General features: G+C 41.3%; 21 protein-coding genes. 14 read left to right on the plus strand and 7 right to left on the minus strand.

The window, feature by feature from the left end; genetic code table 11:
• Positions 1 to 112: 112 nt before the first annotated feature.
• The 6 genes from cpu_RS03815 to cpu_RS03840 form a co-directional block, all read right to left on the minus strand.
• Entirely contained in the window at positions 113 to 670 is a 558-nt protein-coding gene (locus cpu_RS03815) for a 2-oxoacid:ferredoxin oxidoreductase subunit gamma family protein (RefSeq protein WP_075858719.1), read from the minus strand.
• A gap of 4 nt (positions 671 to 674) precedes the next feature.
• Positions 675 to 1,415: a thiamine pyrophosphate-dependent enzyme gene (locus tag cpu_RS03820; RefSeq protein ID WP_075858720.1), complete on the minus strand. Its 741-nt coding sequence runs from the start codon at positions 1,413 to 1,415 to the stop codon at positions 675 to 677.
• Complete coding sequence (locus tag cpu_RS03825; RefSeq protein ID WP_075858721.1) at positions 1,415 to 2,476, minus strand: 3-methyl-2-oxobutanoate dehydrogenase subunit VorB; 1,062 nt, start codon at positions 2,474 to 2,476, stop codon at positions 1,415 to 1,417. The genes cpu_RS03820 and cpu_RS03825 overlap by 1 nt, the downstream gene beginning before the upstream one ends.
• Positions 2,477 to 2,683, minus strand: a complete 207-nt coding sequence (locus tag cpu_RS03830; RefSeq protein WP_075858722.1) for a 4Fe-4S binding protein — start codon at positions 2,681 to 2,683, stop codon at positions 2,477 to 2,479.
• Positions 2,684 to 2,701: 18 nt separating this feature from the next.
• Positions 2,702 to 3,736 carry a Glu/Leu/Phe/Val family dehydrogenase gene (locus cpu_RS03835; protein WP_075858723.1) on the minus strand — a complete coding sequence of 345 codons (1,035 nt, stop codon included), beginning with the start codon at positions 3,734 to 3,736 and terminating at the stop codon, positions 2,702 to 2,704.
• Between the two features lie 142 nt (positions 3,737 to 3,878).
• Complete coding sequence (locus cpu_RS03840) at positions 3,879 to 5,897, minus strand: sigma-54 interaction domain-containing protein (protein ID WP_077177155.1); 2,019 nt, start codon at positions 5,895 to 5,897, stop codon at positions 3,879 to 3,881.
• A 144-nt stretch (positions 5,898 to 6,041) separates the two neighbouring features.
• Between cpu_RS03840 and cpu_RS03845 the strand changes: the two genes are divergently transcribed.
• From cpu_RS03845 to cpu_RS03890, 10 genes are all read left to right on the plus strand, one after another.
• On the plus strand, positions 6,042 to 7,289 hold the full coding sequence (locus tag cpu_RS03845; protein WP_075858724.1) for a methylaspartate ammonia-lyase: 1,248 nt from the start codon (positions 6,042 to 6,044) through the stop codon (positions 7,287 to 7,289).
• Positions 7,290 to 8,648, plus strand: a complete 1,359-nt coding sequence (locus cpu_RS03850) for an acyclic terpene utilization AtuA family protein (protein ID WP_075858725.1) — start codon at positions 7,290 to 7,292, stop codon at positions 8,646 to 8,648.
• Between the two features lie 3 nt (positions 8,649 to 8,651).
• Entirely contained in the window at positions 8,652 to 8,969 is a 318-nt protein-coding gene (locus cpu_RS03855; RefSeq protein ID WP_234970178.1) for a DUF4387 domain-containing protein, read from the plus strand.
• 12 nt (positions 8,970 to 8,981) lie between these two features.
• Complete coding sequence (locus tag cpu_RS03860; RefSeq protein ID WP_075858726.1) at positions 8,982 to 9,533, plus strand: thymidine kinase; 552 nt, start codon at positions 8,982 to 8,984, stop codon at positions 9,531 to 9,533.
• A gap of 120 nt (positions 9,534 to 9,653) precedes the next feature.
• Positions 9,654 to 10,046: a CoA-binding protein gene (locus cpu_RS03865; protein ID WP_075858727.1), complete on the plus strand. Its 393-nt coding sequence runs from the start codon at positions 9,654 to 9,656 to the stop codon at positions 10,044 to 10,046.
• A gap of 14 nt (positions 10,047 to 10,060) precedes the next feature.
• The gene (locus tag cpu_RS03870) at positions 10,061 to 10,627 is read left to right on the plus strand and encodes a hemerythrin domain-containing protein (RefSeq protein ID WP_075858728.1); all 567 of its coding nucleotides are present in this window, start codon (positions 10,061 to 10,063) and stop codon (positions 10,625 to 10,627) included.
• A gap of 15 nt (positions 10,628 to 10,642) precedes the next feature.
• Positions 10,643 to 12,061, plus strand: a complete 1,419-nt coding sequence (locus cpu_RS03875; protein ID WP_075858729.1) for an MFS transporter — start codon at positions 10,643 to 10,645, stop codon at positions 12,059 to 12,061.
• 16 nt (positions 12,062 to 12,077) lie between these two features.
• Positions 12,078 to 13,004, plus strand: a complete 927-nt coding sequence (locus tag cpu_RS03880) for an aminopeptidase (RefSeq protein ID WP_075858730.1) — start codon at positions 12,078 to 12,080, stop codon at positions 13,002 to 13,004.
• A gap of 87 nt (positions 13,005 to 13,091) precedes the next feature.
• The gene (locus cpu_RS03885; protein WP_075858731.1) at positions 13,092 to 13,778 is read left to right on the plus strand and encodes a hypothetical protein; all 687 of its coding nucleotides are present in this window, start codon (positions 13,092 to 13,094) and stop codon (positions 13,776 to 13,778) included.
• The gene (locus tag cpu_RS03890; protein ID WP_075858732.1) at positions 13,775 to 14,779 is read left to right on the plus strand and encodes a CaiB/BaiF CoA transferase family protein; all 1,005 of its coding nucleotides are present in this window, start codon (positions 13,775 to 13,777) and stop codon (positions 14,777 to 14,779) included. The genes cpu_RS03885 and cpu_RS03890 overlap by 4 nt, the downstream gene beginning before the upstream one ends.
• An 8-nt stretch (positions 14,780 to 14,787) precedes the next feature.
• Here the strand turns inward: cpu_RS03890 and cpu_RS03895 are convergent, their stop codons facing one another.
• Positions 14,788 to 15,054, minus strand: coding sequence for a hypothetical protein (locus cpu_RS03895; RefSeq protein WP_075858733.1), 267 nt, complete (start codon positions 15,052 to 15,054; stop codon positions 14,788 to 14,790).
• Between the two features lie 73 nt (positions 15,055 to 15,127).
• Between cpu_RS03895 and cpu_RS03900 the strand changes: the two genes are divergently transcribed.
• The 4 genes from cpu_RS03900 to cpu_RS03915 all read left to right on the plus strand — a co-directional run bounded on the left by cpu_RS03900 (position 15,128) and on the right by cpu_RS03915 (position 19,631).
• Complete coding sequence (locus cpu_RS03900; protein WP_075858734.1) at positions 15,128 to 16,699, plus strand: long-chain-fatty-acid--CoA ligase; 1,572 nt, start codon at positions 15,128 to 15,130, stop codon at positions 16,697 to 16,699.
• A 151-nt stretch (positions 16,700 to 16,850) separates the two neighbouring features.
• On the plus strand, positions 16,851 to 17,396 hold the full coding sequence (locus cpu_RS03905) for an O-acetyl-ADP-ribose deacetylase (RefSeq protein ID WP_075858735.1): 546 nt from the start codon (positions 16,851 to 16,853) through the stop codon (positions 17,394 to 17,396).
• 16 nt (positions 17,397 to 17,412) lie between these two features.
• Positions 17,413 to 18,087: a flavodoxin family protein gene (locus tag cpu_RS03910; protein WP_075858736.1), complete on the plus strand. Its 675-nt coding sequence runs from the start codon at positions 17,413 to 17,415 to the stop codon at positions 18,085 to 18,087.
• 104 nt (positions 18,088 to 18,191) lie between these two features.
• On the plus strand, positions 18,192 to 19,631 hold the full coding sequence (locus tag cpu_RS03915) for a sensor domain-containing diguanylate cyclase (RefSeq protein ID WP_075858737.1): 1,440 nt from the start codon (positions 18,192 to 18,194) through the stop codon (positions 19,629 to 19,631).
• Positions 19,632 to 19,643 lie beyond the last annotated feature (12 nt).

Consider the following 19,643-nt stretch of genomic DNA (forward strand, 5'->3'; position numbering starts at 1 on the left):
TGATGGCATACTCATCATCTCCTTTGTTCTCTATTATACAAAATAAAAAGATAGTAGACTTTTATCTGTCTACTATCTTTTTACCAGTTCCGTTTTGGCCGGGGTTTTCTTTTTAAATTAATATTGTTTTGGTTTGCTCTTCTTTTAGGCTATTATAACCTGTTTCTAAAGCTTTTTTATTTACGGCTAAGACTTCGGGTTTATTTTTAAAGATATAGTTTAAATCTTCGATAGCTGTTTTTAAGGAAATTAAATTGGTTACTGCTAAGACTGCTCCTAACATCACCATATTGGAAGCTCGAGATTCGCCAATTTTTAGGGCAAGTTCATTGGCCGGTATCTGATGGATTTGAATATCCTTTTTTACTTCGGGTAGCGAGGTGATAAGCGAGCTATTAATAAAAAGATGTCCGGCTTTTTTTACTGTGTCTTTAAACTTTATTAAAGAAGGATAGTTCATAGCTACCAAGATATCCGGTTCCGTAACTACTGGTGAGGCAATAAGCCCTTTTTCCACCACTACACTGCAGTTAGCTGTACCGCCGCGCATTTCCGGTCCGTAGGAAGGTATAAAAGAACTTTTAAATCCTTCTTTAATGGCAGCATGGGCCAAAAGCATACCCATGGCCATAATACCCTGGCCGCCAAAACCGGCAAAGATAAATTCCATTTTTCTACACCCCTTCTGGTTTTTTGAATTCACCTAAAGGATAGTACCGGGTCATAACGTCTTTGACGTAATTTAATGCTATAACCGGACTCATTCCCCAGTTGGTAGGGCAGGTGGATAAAATTTCCACCATGGAAAAACCTAACTCCCTTTTCTGAACGGTAAAAGCGTGTTTAATAGCTTTTTTGGCCTTTACCACTTGACCGGGATCAGTTAAAGAAACTCGGGCGATATAAGCTGCTCCATCTAAAGTTGCCAGCATTTCAGAAACTTTTAAAGGGAAACCATTTTCTCTTTTTCTTCCTTGCGGGGTGGTGGTGGTTTTTTGCCCCATTAAAGTAGTAGGAGCCATTTGCCCTCCGGTCATCCCGTAAATTGAGTTGTTGATAAAAATAACCGTAATATTTTCTCCGCGACCGGCAGCATGGACTATTTCTCCCATACCAATAGAGGCTAGGTCGCCATCGCCCTGGTAAGTAAAGACTATTCTATCGGGAAGGGAACGCTTAATTCCAGTTGCAACCGCTGGAGCTCGACCGTGGGCAGCCTGCTGCATGTCAAGGTTAAAGTAGTCATAAGCTAAAACGGAACAGCCAACGGAAGCAACGCCGATGGTTTTTTCCCCTAATCCCAGTTCATCAATTACCTCAGCGATTAAACGGTGGGCAATGCCGTGGGTGCAGCCGGGACAGTAGTGAAAAGGGGTGGTGGTTAAGCTTTCCGGTCTTGTTAATATTTGTACCATTACTTTTCCCTCCCTTCGAAGATTTCCAGGGTTTTGGCGAGGATTTTCTGAGGAGAGGGAACAATACCACCGGCAGTACCGTAAAAATACACTGGCTTTTGTCCCATTACTGCCCGTTCTACATCTTCTACCATTTGCCCCATACTCATTTCTATTACCATAAAACCCTGACTTTTTAAAACCTTTTCCCGAATGGTCGCAGAGGGGAACGGCCAGAGGGTTATAGGCCGTATTAAGCCGGCATTTATGCCTTTTTCTTTTAGAAACTCAATTACTTTTAGAGAAATTCTTGCGGATGAACCATAAGCCACAAAGAAAAACTCTGCCGACTCATTAATTATTTCTACCCTAACTTCTTTTTCTTCAATTTCCCGGTATTTAGTAAAGAGCTTTTGGTTGTGCAAATACAATTTTTCCGGGTCAAGGTACAGGGAATTGATGATATTGGGAGTACGGCCTTTTCTCCCCCGGGTGGCCCAGTTTTTTTCTGGTATGGGATAAGCAGGGACGTAAGGCTTTAAGGTAACCGATTCCATCATTTGTCCAAGTAAACCATCGCCTAAAATCATTACCGGATTGCGGTAATAATCTGCAAGATCAAAGGCTAACATCGTATGGTCGTATAACTCCTGTACTGAGGAAGGAGCCAAAACAATTAACCGGTAGTCCCCGTGCCCGCCGCCTTTGGTAGCCTGGAAGTAATCCGACTGGGAAGGCTGAATGCCCCCAAGACCAGGGCCTCCCCGCATCATATTGACGATTACCGCGGGCAGTTCTGCGCCGGCAATATAGGAAATTCCTTCCTGCATCAGGCTAATTCCCGGACCAGAAGAAGAAGTCATGGTTCTAACTCCGGCTCCCGCAGCGCCGTACACCATATTAATAGCTGCAACTTCGCTTTCGGCCTGCAAAAAAATACCTCCCGCTTGGGGAAGATTTTTTGCCAAGTATTCCCCGACTTCGTTTTGCGGCGTTATCGGGTAACCGAAATAAACTTTAAGTCCTGCCCTAATGGCCGCTTCCGCCAGCGCTTCATTACCTTTCATTAAAACCGTTTCCATTTATTTTCCCTCCAGTCTAACCGTAATGGCAAGATCCGGGCACATCCGGTAGCAGGTACCGCAGGCAGTGCAGAGCTCCTGGTTAAAAGTTAAGGTGCGGTAACCTTTTTCGTTCAAGTTATCGGTAAAAGTAATAGCTTGAACCGGGCAGAACTCGACACAAAGGCCACAGGCTTTGCAAAGGTTTTGTTCATAGGTAATTTTCATCTGGGTTTTAGCCCTCCTTCAACGGTTTAGGCGTTTTTTGGCGTACCTAATAGCTGCTTCCTGAGGGGAAATATTTTGCTCTCGGGCAAGGGTGAGGACTTCTTTTACCTTATGATAAATAGTTGCCACTTTTTCCCAAACACGGTTTTTGTCATATCCTTCGGGGTTTAATTCTTCGGCTACATTAATAACCCCACCGCCGTTTATAATAAAATCTGGGGCATATACGATGCCTCTATCCCTTAAAAGGAAGCCATCGGATAATTTAGCAAGCTGGTTATTGGCAGCACCGGCTATAACTTTAACTTTAAGTCGGGGAATGGTATTTTCATTTAATATTGCCCCTAAGGCACAGGGAGCAAAAATGTCTGCTTCTACCTCATAAATTTTCTCCGGTTCAACAGGAAGGGCCCCAAACCGTTCCACAGCTTCTTTCACCCGCTCAGTAAAAATATCGGTAACGATTAATTTGGCTCCCTCGTTATAAAGATGCTCTAAAAGATACATGCCCACGTGTCCTAAACCTTGCACTGCAACTTTTTTACCTTCTAGAGAAGTGTCGCCAAAGGCTTCTTCTACCGCTGCTTTCATCCCAACATATACGCCATAAGCAGTAAAAGGAGATGGATCACCGCTTTTAGCAGGAAGACCTACCACGTAAGGGGTATGCTTATAAACTTCTAACATGTCGGCTGGGGAAATCCCCACGTCTTCAGCGGTATAATATTTCCCCCCCAAGGAGTTTACTGCTTCGGCAAAACGGGCAAATAATTCCGGGGATTTATCGGTGCGTGGATCTCCGATAATAACTGCTTTACCTCCGCCGAGATTTAAGCCCATGGCGGAGTTTTTATAGGTCATACCTTCAGCCAGTCTCAAAACATCGGTTAAAGCTTCGTTTTCGTTGTTATAAAACCACATCCGACATCCGCCCAGGGCCGGACCCAATTCAGTACTGTGAACTGCAATTATTGCCTTAAAATTGGTTTTATCATCCGAGGCAAAAACTACCCATTCATACCCCTGGTAATTTTCTTTCTTGCTAATTTCCATCTTTTACCCTCCTCTTTGAAATTTTAAAATTTCCAATAAAAAAGACACGCAAAAAGCGTGCCAAAAGATTTCAGAAATTTTAAATTATATTACAGGAAAAGGTTTTCATAAGATGAGAAAAATACTTCCGGAAAAAATATACCTATTCGAGGTCCAGCTCTTTTAATTTATTATATAAACTCCGGGGAGTGATGCCTAAAAGTTGAGCAGCCTTGGTTTTGTTGTACCGGGTTTTTTCCAAAGCTTCTTTTATTACTGACTTTTCAAATTCCCGGGTAAGCCGTTTTAAGTTTAAATCGGTATAATCCTTGGGAAGGGAAGATGTTTCCTGGGTTTCTTCAAAAAGTTTTGGCAAATGTTCTCGCTTTAACTGGTTTTCCGCCAGGGATATTTTAAGCATGGCTCGACCTAAATAATTTTCCAGTTCCCGAATATTTCCTGGCCAGGAGTAGCTCATGAGGTAGCGAAATACTTCCGGGTCGATAAACTTAATGTTGCGACCGTATTCCCGGTTTAACTTGTGGACGATGGCATAGGTCAAAGCCGGTATATCACTTTTTCTTTCCCTAAGGGACGGAAGATGGATGGGGATTACATTTACTCGGTAATACAGGTCTTCGCGAAAGGTTTTCTTTTTTACCGCTTCCTCAAGGTTTAAGTTAGTTGCGGCGATAATCCGGACGTCTATGGGAATTGGATGATTTTCTCCTACTTTCACTATTTCTTTTTCCTGGAGGACCCGTAAAAGTTTAGCCTGAAGATTGATAGAGAGGGTACCGATTTCATCTAAAAAGAGGGTGCCCCCGTTTGCTTCTTCGAAAACCCCCTTTTTCCCTCCTTTACGGGCCCCGGTAAAAGCTCCCTCAGTATAACCAAAAAGTTCACTTTCCAAAAGACTTTCCGAAAGAGCTGCACAGTTTATCCGGATAAACGGTTTATTGGCCCGGGGGCTCTGGTTGTGGATAGCATGGGCAAAAAGTTCTTTGCCGGTTCCCGATTCTCCTCTTAAAAGAACGGTGGCGGAAGTTTGGGCAGCTAATTTTGCCAGGTCAATAGCTGACAAAAGCAAGGGGTGTTCACCCACTATATCACTGAAGCTGTAGCGGGAACCGGTAGCCAGGGAGCGCTTTAACCGGTCAACTTCTTCGGTTAAACGTCTTAATTCGGACACATCATGGATTACCGCAACGCTTCCCTTTAATTCGTCGTTGACGATTATGGGAGCGGCATTAACCACTACTTCTCTTTTTAAGGGACCCACTTTCATTGTAATGTTTTTTACCGGGCGTTTTTCTTTAAGGACTTTAAAGTGAACGCTTTCTCCTTCGGCTATGTCGACGGTAGCAGGTTTACCTATTACCTCTTTTTCTGTAAGACCTGTTAGTTCAGTATAAGCTTTATTAATCAATATCCCATAACCCCGTTTGTCTACCACCGAGATGGCATCCTGAGTAGAATCAATTATTGACGTTAACAGGGTTTTAATCTGGTGGAGGTTGGTTAATTCTTCGGCTAACTGCTGTATTTCGGTAATATCCTTAAAAATGGCAACCGCCCCAATTACTTCTCCGAATTCGTTGATTACCGGTACGCGGCTGGTAATGATTTTAGCAGTTCCTAAATCTTGAAACTGGTTAAGTTCAGTTTTTCCGGTCTTTAAAACTACGGGAAGACGGGTATTGGGGATAACGTCCAAAGCAAATTTTCCTAGAGCTTCTTTGCGGCTTGTTCCGGTAATTTTTTCCGCGGCACTGTTAAACCAGGTGATGATTCCTTCTTTGTTTACGGCAATTAAACCATCGTGGGCGGAGTTTATTATTGCTTCTAGTTCCTGCTGTTGATAAAAAAGTTCATCGGCTAAAGAGATAAAAAGTTTGGCAATATAACCGCTTAAATAAGGTATCTTCTTATTTTGGCTTTTAAGAATTTCTTCTACTTCCGGATCTCCGGTAGTGTCAATTATTAAGTTTGGTGACAAATTTAGGCCTTCCTCTAAGGTGATGAAAACCGGGATATTTAAATCCTGAGCGACCCTAATCCCTAAAGCTTTGGGATTTTTCTCAACGGCCACAAGCTTTAGATTAGTTCTTTTCCCAAGAATTTTTAAAAACCTGGTACCGCCTTGACCTAAGCCTAAGAGAAGAATCTTAATTATTTCCATGCTCTCACCTGTTTTATTTCTTAATCTTTAGCATTTAATATATTCGCCAAAAAAATCTTTAAACCTTTATTTGCTACTAAAGACTTGCATAGGGATTTAAAGTGGGGGTAAGATGTTTTTAGAAGTATTTTTGGAGGCGAGAAAATGAAAATTATCGATGCAGTTTTTGCGCCAGGACTTACCGGTTTTTATTTTGACGACCAAGAGGCTATTAAAAAGGGGGCAGTACATAACGGGTTCTGGTATGAAGGAGAACCTAAAACTCCCGGATTTAAACGAATTCGTCAGAAAGGCGAATCGATTTTGGTAATGCTTGTTCTGGACAATGGGGAAGTGGCTTGTGGCGATTGTGCCGCTGTTCAGTACTCCGGAGCCGGAGGCCGGGATCCCCTTTTTACCGCCCAGGAGTTTATGCCGTTTTTGGAAAAAGAAATACGCCCTAAGCTTATTGGCCAGGAGTTAAAGAGTTTTCGAAAGCTTGCTCATTATTTTGACCGGGAGCTAAACTTTCAAGGTGAGCTCCTCCATACTGCTCTGAGGTATGGTATTACCCAAGCGTTATTAGATGCTGTAGCAAAGGCGCAAAGAAAACTAATGGCGGAAGTGATAGCGGAAGAATATCAATTACCTGTAATTCCGGAGCCGGTACCAATATTTGTGCAAACCGGCGATGATCTTTATACCAATGCGGATAAAGCCATCATTAAAAGAGCCGATGTTTTGCCCCATGCCCTTATTAATAACATTGAAGAAAAACTGGGAAGGCAGGGGGAAAAGCTTTTATCGTACCTAACCTGGCTTAAAAAGAGAATAGTTGAGCTGGCAGGGGATGAATACCGTCCGGTGATTCATATTGATGTTTACGGTACCATAGGGTTAATTTTTGCCAATGATCTTACGAAAATTGCCGACTACCTTTCAACTTTAAGCCTGATGGCAGCGCCCTTTAGGCTTAGAATTGAAGGGCCGGTAGATATGGGAAGCCTTTGGGGACAAATAGAAGCTTTAGCTAAACTTCGGGAAATAATTGACCAAAAAGGTATTCCCGTAGAGATCGTAGCCGACGAATGGTGCAATACGTTAGAAGATATTCGACTGTTTGTGGATCATAAAGCAGGACACATGGTCCAGATCAAAACTCCCGATTTAGGGGGAATTAACAATACGGTCGAAGCGGTACTCTACGCTAAAGAAAGGGGTGTAGGAGCGTATCTTGGTGGTACCTGTAACGAAACAGACCGCTCAGCTCAAGTATCGGTGCATCTGGCGCTAGCAACTCGCCCGGACCAGATGCTGGCAAAGCCGGGGATGGGATTAGATGAAGGATTAATGATTGTTTATAATGAAATGCAGCGGGCAATTGCCCTTTTAAAGAGGCGAGGAGGTAATTAAATGGAAAAGGTGAAAATATTATCCCCTACCGCTATTTTGGGATACGGCTTTCCGGTAAAATCTTTTGAAGCGGGCCTTAATAAAAGACCAGATGTTATTGCTGTTGATGCCGGCTCGGTAGACCCCGGGCCGTACTATTTAGGGGCTGGAAAATCTTTCACCCAGAGGGCTGCGGTTAAAAGAGATCTTTATTATATGCTTAAAGCTTCGGCTGAGCTAAAAATTCCGGTTTTAATTGGTACTGCCGGTGGAGCCGGCGGTAGGGTTCACCTTATGGAGGTAGTAGAAATTATTCAAGAACTGGCTTCCGAAAATAAACTTTCATTTAAGATGGCGGTTATCGATACCGAAATAGATAAAGAATGGTTAAAAGAGAAGGTAAGTCACGGTAAAACAAAACCTTTAGGAAACCTTCCGGATTTAACTGTCCAAGAAGTAGAGGAAGCAGTACGGATAGTTGCCCAGGCGGGGATGGAGCCGTTTATAAAAGCGCTTGAAGCGGGTAGTCAAGTAATTGTAGCGGGAAGAGCTTTTGACCCGGCGGTTTTTGCCGCGTATCCCGTAGCCCAGGGTTTTGATGTGGGGTTATCTTTACATTTAGGCAAAATCTTAGAATGCGCCGCCATTGCTACTGAACCGGGAAGTGGCAGTGATTGTCTGATGGGTGAAATTGACCTGGAAGGTTTTGTGGTTTACCCTTTAAATCCCGAACGGCGGGCAACCCCTCTCTCGGTATCTGCCCATTCTCTTTACGAAAAAACCAGCCCCTTCGAGTTGCATGGTCCAGGAGGTAAACTCGATCTAGCGCAGGTGAACTTTCAAGCAGTGGATGACCGGACGGTTAGGGTCACTGGTACCAAATTTATTAAAACCCCAGAATACTGGCTAAAAATAGAAGGGGTAAAAAGAGTTGGTTTTCGGGCTATTAGTATTGCTGGAAGTAGAGACCCCAAATTTATTGAAAACTTTCGGGAAATAGCTCTGGGGGTGAAAAAACGGGTAGAAGATAATTTTCCTGAGCTTAAAGGAAAGTATTATCTAAACTTTATTCCTTACGGGATAAATGGGGTTATGGGCGAATTGGAGCCGGAAAATAAACTTTCCCATGAAATTGGCATTGTGATGGATGTGGTGGCAGAAGACAAAAATACTGCCGAGCAAATTTTAAGCTTTGCCCGCAGTACCATGCTCCATTATGGTTTTCCTGGGCGCATCTCCACTGCAGGTAACCTTGCTTTTCCTTTTTCGCCGTCGGATATTCCGGTAGGAGATGTTTATAATTTTTCCATCCACCATTTAGTGGAAGTAGATAACCCGGAAATTCTTTTTCCCGTTGAATACTTTGAAGTAGGGGGGTAATGGGTGGTGGTAAAACTTATTGACATTGCCAAAGTAATCCGGAGTAAGAATTCCGGGCCTTTTGAACTAACTTTTGACATTATTTTCAAAGACGAGGAAATTTATAAAAAAGTTAAAGGGAAAAAAGCTATTAATAGCGAATTAATAAAAAAACTTTATAGGATTTCCGAAGACAAAATTATTGGGATTTTTTACTTTGATCCAGCGTTAGCGGTGAAGTTTACCATAGTTCGTCCTCTACCGGCAGGATATTTGGGGGAAACGGACATATATGGGGCCCAGCAACATGCTCCACTTTTAGCTGCACAACTTGAACTGTAAAGGAGAGGCAAAATGGGGAGAATTGAAGTAATAACCGGGCCGATGTTTTCCGGTAAATCGGAAGAACTGGTACGAAGAGCCCTTCGGCTTATGTATGCCAAGAAAAAAGTAATAGCCTTTCACCATGCTTTAGATAGTCGTTTTGGCAATAAGAAAATTGTCAGTAGGAGTGGTTTTGAGTTAGAGTCGTACCCGGTAAGTCGCTTTGATTTTGAAGTCATCTGGGATTTAGCTAAAGATTACGATGCGGTTTTGGTAGATGAAGCTCAATTTTTTGCTGACGAACTGGTGGAAACCTGTTTAAATTTGCGCCGGCGGTCGAAAATTGTTTTGGTTTCCGGGTTAGATTTGGATGTTTACGAAAATCCTTTTGGTCCAATGCCAAAATTACTCGCTCTGGCCGACCGGGTAGATAAACTAAAAGCCGTTTGCTTTGAGTGCGGTGGCGAAGCAACCATTTCTTATCGTTTATCAGGAGAAAAGGAGCAGATTGTGGTAGGTGATAAAAACTATATAGCCTTATGCTATCGTTGCTATTATGCTAAGAAAAAAGAAGGACAGTAGAGTCATTTAATTCACCTCAAAAAGTAAATTTCGCTAGGCAAGCAAAAAATCCTGTTGGTAATTTATTGTTTGTTATAAAAATAAGTTATAACATATAACCTAAAAAAAGGGGATGTGAAAATGGAGATAAAAGAAATCTTATCTCGCTATAAAAATATAGCGGTAGTGGGGGTATCGGATAAGCCGGAACGGCCAAGTTATCAAGTAGCAAAATTTTTAATGGAAAAAGGTTATAATATTTATCCGGTTAACCCCAACTTGGATAGTTTTCTAGGTCAGAAAGCGTATAAGTCATTAGAAGAAATTCCGGAAAAGGTGGAAATTGTGGATGTTTTTCGGAGAAGCGAAGAAGTACCGGCAATTGCCCAAGCTGCCGTTGCTATCGGGGCTAAGGTTCTATGGCAACAGGAAGGGGTGGATAGCCAGGAAGCTCGAAAAATTGCTGAGGCTGCCGGTCTTATTGTTGTTGCCAATCGCTGCCTAAAAAAAGAGTATTTAAAAAATTTCCCTTAATAGGGGGGATAGTTATGGTAAATTGCACCGAAGTGATGGTAAAGGAACATGAGCTTATCTTAAGAATGTTAGATATTTTAGAAACCGGAGCCGAAAAGCTGTCCCAGGGGGAGTTTGTGCCTCCGGAAGTGTTTACCGGAGCGGTAATGTTTATTCGAGAGTTTGCCGATCGCTTTCATCATGGAAAAGAAGAGGATGTACTTTTTCCGGCGCTTTATGAAGCGGGAATGCCCCGGGAAAATAGTCCCCAGGAGCTTTTGAATTTAGAACATAAGTTAGGGCGGAGATTTGTAGGCCGTTTGGACGAGGCAGCAGAAAAGTATATGGAAGGAGACGAGGAAGCAATTGGGCAAATTGTAGAAGCTGCCCGCGACTATGTTAAACTTTTACGGCAGCATATTTTAAAAGAAAATGAGGGGCTCTTTCCGGTGGCAGAAAAAATCATGAACGATGGGTTAAAGGAAAGAGTTAACAGGTATTATCTTGAAGTTGAAAAGGAAAGGTTTCCGGATGATACTGTTATAAGGTTTACCCAGTTAGTAGAGCGATTTGAAAATCTTTTATCCATAAAGAAAAATTAATGGTGGGAGGAATGTATGGAGTACCGGTGGAGAGTATTATGGGTCGTAGCTCTTGGAACCTTTATGGCCCCGTTGGATGCCAGTGTGGTAAATATAGCTTTATTATCGATTATACAAGATTTTAAAGCGAGTCTTGCTACCGGCGAATGGGTTATCTTAATTTACCTTTTGTTTATAAGTACCCTCTTATTAACTTACGGCCGCCTTGGGGACTTATACGGCAAAAAACCGGTATATGTAACGGGATTTGTAGTATTTACTATAGGTTCCCTGTTATGCGGGCTTTCACCTATGCTTAATTTTTTAATAGGAGCCAGGGTAATACAAGCTTTGGGAGCCGGAATGATGATGGCGATGGCTCCGGCGATTGTTACCGAGGTTTTTCCGCCCCAGGAAAGGGGAAAAGCGCTTGGGATTAACGGAATGACGGTAGCGGCAGCGCTGGCCTTTGGACCTTCCGCCGGAGGGTTTTTGACCCATTTTTTTGGCTGGAGGTCGGTGTTTTTTATTAATATTCCCATAGGTTTAATAGGAAGCATCTTAGCTTATAAAGTAATTAAGCCTGCTACTTTAAAAGAAAAACATTCCTTTGATTTTATAGGGGCGCTCCTTAGTTTTATTGGGTTGGGAAGTCTTTTGATTGTTCTTACTTTTTTTGAAAAATATGGCTTTACGCATCCTTTTATTTTAGGTGCTTTGCTAACTTCAATATTAGCCTTTATTTTATTTTTATACACTGAAAAGCATGTTAAAGAGCCTATGGTGGATTTGGCATTGTTTAATAACCGGGATTTTTCTTTCAGCAATTTGAGTGCCTTTTTAAGTTATGTAGCGTTATATCAAGTAGTATTTTTGATGCCCATTTATCTCCAGCAGCTCCGGCAATTTTCCCCGGAGAAAGCCGGGATGATTATGTCGGTACACCCTCTTTTAACTATGATTGTAGCACCAATTAGTGGAAGTCTATCCGATAAGATTGGCTCAAGAATTTTAGCACCTCTGGGAATGATAGTGATGGCTTTAGGGCTATTTTTTATTTCCCAGCTCGGTCCTAGTGCAACAATTGTTAAAATGATCTCTACATTAATGTTAATTGGACTGGGCAGTGCTATTTTTCAATCCCCTAACAATAGTACCATTATGGGGAGCGTGCCTAAAAACCGGTTAGGGACTGCTTCCGGATTTTTAGCTACCATGCGCAATGTGGGAATGGTTATGGGGGTTGCAGTAGCTGGAGCAGTGTTTACCGGTCGCAAAACTTACTATCTAAACTATTACTTAGAAAGTCATTACCCTAAAGAACTGGCCCTTGTACAAGCATTAGCTAATGCCTTTAAGGAAGCATTTTTTGTTGGAGCATTAATTGCTCTGGCTTCGGCGACTGCTTCGCTGGTACGATCCAAAGGGCAGAGGGAAAAACTTTTACAAAAATAACACTGGAGTGTTTTTTATGGCGTTAAAAGAACTGGCGAAAAATTTCTGGCGGAAAAACTTTAATTTAAAGCCTTTTGAAAAAGTAATTATCATCTTTGATTCCAAACGGGAGGAGCTTGCTCGAGCCCTTTCCGAAACAGCTGTGTTGTTTAAAGCGGATTTGGGTCTTGTGAAAATTTTTGATACGGAACTTCCCCCGGATATCGAAGAGCGGTTATCCGGAGCGGATATTGTGGTATTTTTAACGGAAAAGTCTTATTCCCATCATCCTTTGCGGCTAAAAGCTTGTGAGGCGGGAGCAAGGATTGCCAGTCTCCCCAAAATTACCTCAGAAATTTTTCGCCGGGCTGCCCAGGCAGATTTGGAGAAGCTAGCTCAAAGAACGGAAAAACTTGCAAGGCTTTTAACTAAAGCCTCGGAAGTTAAAATTACTTCTGCCTTAGGCACAAACTTTACAGTAAACATCAAGGGAAAGACTGGCTTATTAGATATTGGAAATTTTACCGAACCCGGTAAATTTGGCAATTTCCCAGCAGGAGAAGCATCTCTTGCGCCTCTACTGGAAGGGACCTCGGGGGTTTTGGTGGTGGACGGCCGGAAAAAACTATTTGGACCCCATCCATTAATTGTTCGGGTTGTCGATGGTCAAGTAGTTAATATTGAGGGGCCCGGAAGCAGTGTTTTAGAGGAATCTTTTAATAGATACGGGGAAAGGGCTCGTTTAATTGGCGAATTTGGTATTGGAACCAATGAACATGCCCACTTAGAAAGCATTCCCTTGGAAGCGGAAAAAGCTATGGGTACCGTTCATTTAGCTCTTGGAAATAATTTATCTTTTGGTGGCGATAATGACGTGCGCTTTCACCTGGATTTAATTTTAGTCCAACCGACGGTAGCTTTAGATGGAGAATTAATTATAAAGAAAGGTAAACTTCTCATTTAACCGTTTAAGGTCAAAAAACAGCCGTTTACCCCTAAAAGGGTGAATTCTAGCAGTAAATCCCCTAAAATTAATCTAGGGGGTTTTTTTATGCGGGTAGTTCAGCAAATCAAAGGTTTTGTTTATTTCTTTGAAAATGACCGCTTGCAAACCGGGTTTAATTACCTGATTAAATATCCCCAATTAGTCTATCCTATGGTTGGCTACAAAGGTAGGGTTTTGGGCGTGGTAAAGTTTTCTTCACTAATTTATGCCGTATCTACCTTGCAAAGTCACGCAACAACTCTAAAAATGTATGTTTACGGTGATTACCCTGTAGTACAATCTTATTTAAGAAAAGAGAAACTGCTGGAGATCTTTAAGGATGAGCCCTTTTTATGGTGTATGCAGCTAGCCGAAAATAATGGCTTTGCTGGCCTTACCCTGGGTTCTAAACTTTTGCAGGAAGGAATTGCGGCAGGGAAAATTGGAACATTAGAAATTTCAAAATTTAGTCAACTGTATGGGGAAGAGTTTTATAAAGTTCTGGAAATCTTAGATAAGGGACAGATTTCCTTTTTATTTAAAAAATTTCTCATGTTAGCCAGTTACAAAGCTTTTAATTTTAAGGAAGTGTATCCTTTTCTTAATTTAGCTAATTATGAGGAAAAAATTATTGAGTTAAGCTTAAAATTAAATAACGGTCAGAAAGCTGAATTAGCAAAAATGTCAGGATTTAAAAGATCAAACTTATACCAGCAATTACGGCGAGTAAACGAAAAGGGGGAGGAAAGGTGAGATTACTGGCGGATAAGCCACTTATTTTGGATTTAACCCGGCTTTTACCTGGTCCTTACGGTACTTTTTTGTTATCCGCCTATGGTGCCCGGGTGGTGAAAATTGAGGATCCCTTTTCAGGCGATTATTTAAAAGCGATGATGAGTTTTGATGGTCAGGAGGCCTTTATTTACCGGCTTTTAAACCAAAACAAAGAAAAAGTTTTTTTAAACCTGAAAGATCCGGTAGATCGGGAAAAATTTTTAGCAATGGTAAAAGAGGCAAAAGTTTTAGTGGAAAGTTTTCGTCCTAAAGTTATGGAAAAGTTGGGGGTTGGTTATTATAAGTTAAAAGAAATAAATCCGAAGCTTATCTACATTAATTTAGGAGGCTACTTGGAGGGGTCCGAGGATGCGGATAAAGCGGGACACGATCTAAACTATCTTGCTCAAAGTGGAATCTTAGGCTATACCTACAAAGACGGTCCGGTGGTAATTGGAGCACCAATTGCGGATTTTGCCGGAGGACTTGCTTTGAGCTCGCTGGTGATGGGTGGTTTATATTATCAGCAAGTTACAGGACAGGGGATGTACCTCCAAATAGGTATGGCCGAACTTATGGAAAGCTGGGGAGTATTGGCAGCAGCTGTTTATGGTGACAAAAAAAGAGTACCGGGCCCGGGAGAAGGGCTCTTAAATGGTGGGGTTGTTTGCTACAATGTATATAGAGCTAAAGATGGCTACTTATCCTTAGGAGCCTTAGAAGAAAAATTTTGGGTTAACTTTTTAAAGGCCATTAACCGGGAAGATTTAAAACCAGGACAGTTTACCCCTGCGGTAAAAGGAAATCGTTATTATGAGGAAATTTGTGCGTTTTTTGCAGGGATCACCGTTGAGGAAGCCCTAAATCTTTTTAAAGATGCCGATTGCTGTCTTAAACCGGTGAAAGGGCTTAAGGATGTAGCGGTAGAATCTTTAGAAGAGGGCCAGAAAAAAGTCCTTGGATTTTTTGTACAGAAGTGAAATTATTTTTATGATATTTTGCTTTTTGAAAAAGGTAATATTTTTGTGGTAATGTTTAGTTCTTCCATGAGCTTTTTTCTTTCGCGGAAAAGTTCTTCATTTAGTTTATAAAAGTTTTGCCAGTATTCATTTAACCAGGAGATGGGAATATAAGCCTTCTGATTTAATTTTAAAACCGGAAAATTTCCGTGCAAGAGTCGGTAGAAATCTTCTCGAAACTTAATTTGTTCCTCAATTTTTTTAAGTTTCAGTTTTAAATAAAAATTTCTTTCCAATTTTTTCACCTCCAGTTCCATAATAACAAAATTTAACAAAAATTACAACAAAATGTCGAAAGGTTCTGATAAGATGAATTATCAATTAAATCTCGGAAAGATTTTAAAGCGGGCTGCTTTGTATTTTGGTGAAAAAGGCATTGTTTATTTTAATGGCTTGAACCGGGAGGAAATAAATTACCAAGAGTTTTTTAGGCAGGTTTTAAGCCTTGTTTCGTTCTTAAAAACTCTGGGGGTAAGAAGGGAAAGTCGGGTAGGGGCCTTAGCCTGGAACAATTTACCTCATCTTCTGCTTTACTTTGCGGTGCCTTTAGCTGAAGCGGTGTTGCATCCTGTAAATTTAAGATATAGTAAAGAACAAATACTTTATACGATAAACCATGCGCGGGATGAAATATTGTTTACCCAAAGAGAATTTTTACCGCTAATCAATGAGTTAAAAGAGGAACTTCATTTGGTGCGAGAAGTAATTACTATAGAGGAAATTAATTTTAAAGCAAACGTTTTATTTGTTGATTTTGACGAAATTGCAGAAGACCTTCCGGCTAAACTGTGCTATACTACTGCAACTACCGGTACTCCGAAAGGAGTGTTATATACCCACCGGGACTTATATCTGCACAGTATGGCTTTATGTATGGCAAACGGCTTTGGGATAGCGGAAAGCGATAAAATTTTAGTAATGGTGCCTATGTATCATGTCAACTCCTGGGGAATTCCTTACGCTGCTGCTATGGCTGGGGCAACGATGGTTCTTCCTGGGAACAATTTTAAGGGTGAATTTTTAGCTAAAATAATTGCTCAAGAAAAAGTAACTTTAGCTGCGGGAGTGCCTACGGTTTTTCAGGAGATTTTAAAAGCCGCAAATAGAGAAAACATAAATTTAGGAAGCCTTCGAAAAGTTTTGGTAGGCGGTGCCCCCCTAACTATGGAGATTATTGAAGGTTTTTCCAAATATGGTGTGGCAGTTGAACAGGTTTATGGCCTAACGGAAACAGCTCCTTTTGTTGCCAGTAATTTTTTAAAATCTTCATTATTTAATCTTTCCCAAGAAAAAAAACAAAAACAGCGGTTAAAACTTGGCCTACCGGCTCCGGGGATTGAAGTAAGGGTGGTTGGGGAAAAGGGCGAAGATGTACCACGCGATGGCAAAACTGTTGGTGAACTCTGGTTAAAAGGGCCCTGGCTTGCCCGGGAATATTATAACGACCAAATCCATACAAAAGAAGCCTTTGTGGACGGATGGTTTCGCACTTATGATTTGGTTACTATTGATGAATACGGTTATTTAGAGTTTTGTGACCGGGAAAAGGATGTTATAAAAAGTGGGGGAGAATGGATATCAACTTTAATTGTGGAAAAATACCTTTTAGCTCATCCTGATGTCAAAGAAGTGGCGGTAGTGGGACTTCCGCATCCCGTTTGGCAGGAGCGTCCCGTGGCATTTGTTATTCTTTGGGAGGATGCCAGGGTTACCGAAGGGGATTTATTAAATTACCTTCGCGGAAAACTCCTGTCTTTTTGGATTCCTGATCGGATAGTATTTTTAAACGAGCTACCCCAAAATAGTGTAGGGAAAGTGCAAAAAAAAGTATTAAGAGAACGTTTTCAAAGGTTACTGCTGGATAATAGTGAGGAGGAATAAAAGAAATCCGTTTTTGGTATGATATTGGGTAATGCTAACTTTGCCGTTTCTTTTTTCCTGTCACCGGTTTTTACCGGTGATTTAACTTTTTATACCTTAATATTAGAGGATTTTTTAATGATTTTGCCGAATTAACAAAAGAGGTGAAATTATGGAGCGAAAAATTGGAAATTCCAAACTTATTTTAAAAATTGGGGATATTACCCGGGAAAAAGTTGATGCTATTGTTAATGCTGCCAACTCTAGGCTTGCGGGTGGAGGTGGGGTAGACGGGGCCATTCACCGTGTCGGTGGGCCTAAAATAATGGCCGAATGTCAAGAAATAATTAAAAAAATTGGGATTTTACCTCCAGGAAAAGCTGTGGCAACTACTGCTGGAAATTTACCAGCAAAATATGTAATCCATACTGTTGGACCAATTTATCGGGATGGTTTAAAAGGAGAAGAAACGGTTTTACGGGAAGCCTATTTAAGTTCCTTGAACCTGGCTAAAAAACTTCAAGTACAATCCATTGCCTTTCCCTCCATAAGTACTGGAGCTTATGGCTATCCTGTGCAGGAGGCCGCCTGGATTGCTATTAAAGCAGTAGTGGATTTTTTAGAAAAGGAAAAGGACAGTTATGAAATAATCTTTGTCTTATTTGACGAACAGACTTATATTGCTTATAAAAACGCTTTAGAACTATATCGTTTATAGGGAGAGGAGATTTGGAATGAAAGTATTCGCCTTAATGGGAAGCCCCCGGGAAGGTGGTAATACTGATATTTTAATTGAAGAGGCTTTAACGCCTGCCCGGAGGGCTGGTTGGGAAGTGGTTAAGCTGGCCATTGACCAGCTTTATATTAATCCCTGCCGGGGTTGCCTGGAGTGTCGGGGGAGGGGCAATTGCAGTTTAGAAGAAGACGATATTTTGGTAGTGGTGAGAGAACTGGCCGAAGCCGATGCGTACATAATCGGCGCACCGGTTTATGGAAACCATTTGCCCGGTCAGGTGAAAATTCTTTTTGACCGCCTCTCGGGTCTTATCCATCAGGTAAGCTACGATGGAGAAGGACTTAGGTCTAAAAGCCGGCTGCCAGCAAAAAAGAGAAACGTTTTCCTTTTTGCGGTAGCTGCTGCTCATCGTTTGGAATCATGCGATGGGGTGTTAAAATATCTCCGATTTTTTGTGCGGCCGGAGCTAAACGGCGGTGAAATTTTTGAACTTCCGGTCTATGGAGTCGGAGCCAAAGGTCAGCTTAAATTTAACGCTCTGGAACTAAAAAAAATGTTGGAAGGTAAAGGTATTTTAAATTTATCAGAAAAAATAAAAGAGTTTCAGGAACTACACCAAAATTACTTAAGAAAAGCATATGATTTCGGGGAAAAAATTTTAACCTGCAGGTAAAACTGCGGGTTTTGCTTTTATTTAGCTATATTTGCTGAAAAATTTATGGTAAAATATATAGCTGATTATGTCGCGTCATGTCAAGGATTTGCGAGGTTGATAGGATGTTTAGCTTCTTATTTAAAGATGTCCAAGGAAGGCTGCTGCAAACTTTGCCTTTTTTGCGGGGAGTTTTAAATGCCAGAGATTTAAAGTCATGCTTTTATAGTTCTTCCCAGCTTTTAAATTCTGTTTCCCCGGCTAAAACTTATTTATATAAAAAGGGATCAGGGGGACTGGAAAAGATAGATTCTTACCCTGCTGAAGAAAATTTGCTTATTTCTGTTTTAAATCTATCAAAGAATGAAGCTATTTACATAGAAAATAACCGAAGGCTATATGTTACCTTTGGTGAGGAAGAGCGAGATTATCTTTTGATTGCTGACTTTCATCAAGCCTTATCCGAGGAAGATAAGAACTTTCTTCAACACTACGCCCTGCTTATTAAAGATAGTTTTGAAAGGTTAGAAGAAATTAAAACTCTATATTTAAAAGCTGAAAAAATGCGTCAGTTATCGGAACTAACCTTAACTATTGTTAGAAGTGACCAGCCCTATGCTATGAGTGAAATTCTGGTAGAAGGAGCGGCGGCCATTACCGGTTGCAGCAGGGTTCTTTATCTTCAATACCATGCAGGTCAAGATATTTTATCCATTGAATCTTTTATCGGAGTGGATGGAGAATTTCTAAATCATTTGCGACCGGCCTTAAAAAAACCTGTAGCAACTTCTAGTAACTTATTTTCAACAGTTTTTGTTTCCGGAGAACCAATGATGGCCCAAGATTTGATAAACGACTACCGCTGGCTTTTACCTGACCCGGCGGTAAATCATGCATATCTGGTACCGGTAATTTCCGAAAACTACCGGCATGGCTTACTGGTGCTGCTTGGCACCAGTCAGGAGAAAATAACAATTGCGGAACAGTCTATGGCTTTAGTGCTTGCCAACCAGGTAGCGGCAGCGATGGAAACTGCAGTGCAGCGAATGGATCTTTTACAGAAAGCCCATACCGATAAGTTAACTGGGCTTGCTAATCGAGCAGTATTGCAAAAATATTTTACCCGGGAGGCAAACCGGGCTGATCATAATTTTTATGAAATGGCTTTACTACTGATGGACATGGATAATTTTAAACGCTATAACGACACTTTTGGCCACTTGGCTGGGGACGGATTATTAAGGAAGGTGGGAGAAGTTATAAGAAGTTGTATCCGCCCCTACGACCTTGCTGTGAGATACGGTGGAGATGAGTTCTTAATTTTGTTACCCAAGGCTAATGCTGAGGTGGGTCGATTGGTAGCGCGGAGAATTACTTCCGGGATGAATAGTATAAATGATCCGCTTCTTGTAGATAAAGATTGGACTGTCACTATGAGCATAGGAATTGCAGTACGTAAACCCTTTGGAGATGATTTAAATAGTTTAATTGAAAAGGCCGACCGGGCCATGTATCAAGCTAAAGAAAGTCGGGATGGGGCAGTAGTATTAAGTAGCGAAGAATAAAGGGAGGTTCTG

The sequence above is a fragment of the Carboxydothermus pertinax genome, from assembly GCF_001950255.1.
Taxonomy (GTDB): Bacteria; Bacillota; Z-2901; order Carboxydothermales; family Carboxydothermaceae; genus Carboxydothermus; species Carboxydothermus pertinax.

Coding starts and splice junctions, on each gene's coding strand:
- cpu_RS03860 (WP_075858726.1), top strand. CDS start 8,982: ATGGGGAGAATTGAAGTAATAACCGGGCCGATGTTTTCCGGTAAATCG.
- cpu_RS03865 (WP_075858727.1), top strand. CDS start 9,654: ATGGAGATAAAAGAAATCTTATCTCGCTATAAAAATATAGCGGTAGTG.
- cpu_RS03870 (WP_075858728.1), top strand. CDS start 10,061: ATGGTAAATTGCACCGAAGTGATGGTAAAGGAACATGAGCTTATCTTA.
- cpu_RS03825 (WP_075858721.1), bottom strand. CDS start 2,476: ATGGAAACGGTTTTAATGAAAGGTAATGAAGCGCTGGCGGAAGCGGCC.
- cpu_RS03840 (WP_077177155.1), bottom strand. CDS start 5,897: ATGGAAATAATTAAGATTCTTCTCTTAGGCTTAGGTCAAGGCGGTACC.
- cpu_RS03880 (WP_075858730.1), top strand. CDS start 12,078: ATGGCGTTAAAAGAACTGGCGAAAAATTTCTGGCGGAAAAACTTTAAT.
- cpu_RS03905 (WP_075858735.1), top strand. CDS start 16,851: ATGGAGCGAAAAATTGGAAATTCCAAACTTATTTTAAAAATTGGGGAT.
- cpu_RS03900 (WP_075858734.1), top strand. CDS start 15,128: ATGAATTATCAATTAAATCTCGGAAAGATTTTAAAGCGGGCTGCTTTG.
- cpu_RS03815 (WP_075858719.1), bottom strand. CDS start 670: ATGGAATTTATCTTTGCCGGTTTTGGCGGCCAGGGTATTATGGCCATG.
- cpu_RS03875 (WP_075858729.1), top strand. CDS start 10,643: ATGGAGTACCGGTGGAGAGTATTATGGGTCGTAGCTCTTGGAACCTTT.
- cpu_RS03845 (WP_075858724.1), top strand. CDS start 6,042: ATGAAAATTATCGATGCAGTTTTTGCGCCAGGACTTACCGGTTTTTAT.
- cpu_RS03820 (WP_075858720.1), bottom strand. CDS start 1,415: ATGGTACAAATATTAACAAGACCGGAAAGCTTAACCACCACCCCTTTT.
- cpu_RS03910 (WP_075858736.1), top strand. CDS start 17,413: ATGAAAGTATTCGCCTTAATGGGAAGCCCCCGGGAAGGTGGTAATACT.
- cpu_RS03850 (WP_075858725.1), top strand. CDS start 7,290: ATGGAAAAGGTGAAAATATTATCCCCTACCGCTATTTTGGGATACGGC.
- cpu_RS03915 (WP_075858737.1), top strand. CDS start 18,192: ATGTTTAGCTTCTTATTTAAAGATGTCCAAGGAAGGCTGCTGCAAACT.
- cpu_RS03830 (WP_075858722.1), bottom strand. CDS start 2,683: ATGAAAATTACCTATGAACAAAACCTTTGCAAAGCCTGTGGCCTTTGT.
- cpu_RS03835 (WP_075858723.1), bottom strand. CDS start 3,736: ATGGAAATTAGCAAGAAAGAAAATTACCAGGGGTATGAATGGGTAGTT.
- cpu_RS03885 (WP_075858731.1), top strand. CDS start 13,092: ATGCGGGTAGTTCAGCAAATCAAAGGTTTTGTTTATTTCTTTGAAAAT.